This is a genomic window from Vibrio sp. 1580 (assembly GCF_033340055.1).
On sequence record NZ_JAWOVT010000340.1, the window covers coordinates 1 to 666 of the forward strand.

The window sequence follows — 666 nt, forward strand, 5'->3', positions numbered from 1 at the left end:
CCTACTAAGTCGGTTAATCTGCAATCACTACAAAAATAAATAGCTATATATTTATCCGGCAAATCGATTGAATTTTGCCTTTTCGTAACGCTGCGCCGAGAAGTAAGGAAGTCTCTATGAATCTAACCATAAGAAAGCGACTGTATATTCTTTCCATCATTCCAGTGCTCACCATTGCACTAGGTATGATGTGGTTCACCTACCTGCAAACTAACGCTTATAACCAACAGCAAATTGATCAGACCCACACTACCATGATGGCGATGAAAAAAGCCGAGCTGAAAAACTATGTTCAGATGGCTCGCTCGGCGATTGAACCGCTACTCAAGAAAAATGCGACATTAGAAGAAGCTCTTCCCGTTTTACGAGAGCTGGAATTTGGTGAGACGGGCTACATCTTCGGTTATAACTCCAAAGGCGTCCGTGTTGTGGTCGGCAAGAACGACAAAGGCATCGGTGAGAACTTCTATAACCTGCAAGACAAGAAAGGTAATTACCTGATTCAAGATTTGCTGAAAAACGCCAAAACGGGTGAATTCACTACCTATTACTTCCCGAAACTAGGACAAACAGAGGCGCTACCGAAATTGAGCTACTCAATGTTCATTCCTGAGTGGGATTTAATGATCGGTACCGGCTTTTACACCGATGACATTGATGCCGTCA

Annotated in this window: 1 protein-coding gene; it reads left to right on the forward strand. The window is 43.1% G+C overall.

The genetic code is table 11. The annotated features are described in order from the left end of the window. Positions 1–116: 116 nt before the first annotated feature. Positions 117–666 (forward strand): cache domain-containing protein (locus tag R7093_RS25890; RefSeq protein ID WP_318147103.1); only part of this gene is annotated, 550 nt, incomplete at its 3' end.